This window comes from Oleiphilus sp. HI0079 (genome assembly GCF_001635105.1).
Genome location: NZ_LWFT01001111.1, coordinates 1 through 800 on the forward strand (window position 1 = coordinate 1; position 800 = coordinate 800).

The following is an 800-nucleotide window of genomic DNA, read 5'->3' on the forward strand; positions in this document are numbered from 1 at the left end:
GCAACTGAGCCTGAATTAAAAACGACTTGTTCGCCGGTGCAAATGTCCGTCGCGGCAATCGAAAGCGGAATTTGCGCGTCTTCAATCTGCGCATCACCGAGATCTCTGATTAACATCTCGCGCACCGCATCAGTCGAGAATAAGCCTCCGGATGCTTTCCAACTAAAGCTCGCCATGCTCTTGAATGTAAGATTGAGTGCCACTTCTCGCATCTCGTCAATGCTTTTGCCAAAGGCATAGTAACTCGCAACGAAGGCACCAATACTCGTGCCAGAGATGCAATCTACGTCGATACCTTCTTCTTGAAGGGCTTTGAGGGCGCCAATGTGTGCGACCCCTTTGGCAGCACCACCGCCCAAAGCCAGGCCAATTCTCGTGTTGAACGGGTTAAAGCTATTTAGGTTTTGAAAGCGCATATTGTTTTTTCAAAGTAGCGTGATCGTTTTGATATTTAATGTGTTTTTGTCGTCCCGATGCAACGTTAATCGTATAAACTTGGTTCCCCTTCAGGACGTGTTTTAAAGCGGCGATGTAGCCATAAATATTGCTCAGGATGGATTCGAATAGACTCTTCCAGGCCTTTATTTATCCGGGCCGCATTTTCTAGCGCATTATCGCTCGGAAAACCCTCAAGGATAGGGAAGAAATGCACGCTATAGACGCCATCGCCTTCACGAAACTGCGCCATTTGTATAACAGTACAGCCGGTCTCGCGGGCAATCCACTCAGGGGTTGTGAGTGTTGCGCAAGGTACGCCAAAGAAGGGCGCAAATATGCCGCGTTTAGGCCCGACTCCAACA

The 800-nt window shown here is 48.8% G+C and carries 1 protein-coding gene and 1 pseudogene; both read right to left on the reverse strand.

Going from position 1 to position 800, the window contains the following annotated elements:
• Positions 1–416, reverse strand: a 416-nt coding sequence (locus A3750_RS19640) for a patatin-like phospholipase family protein (protein ID WP_197475175.1), incomplete at its 3' end; no start/stop codon positions are given.
• Between the two features lie 65 nt (positions 417–481).
• Positions 482–800 (reverse strand): annotated as a pseudogene (locus tag A3750_RS19645) (lipid A biosynthesis acyltransferase); the annotation flags it as partial.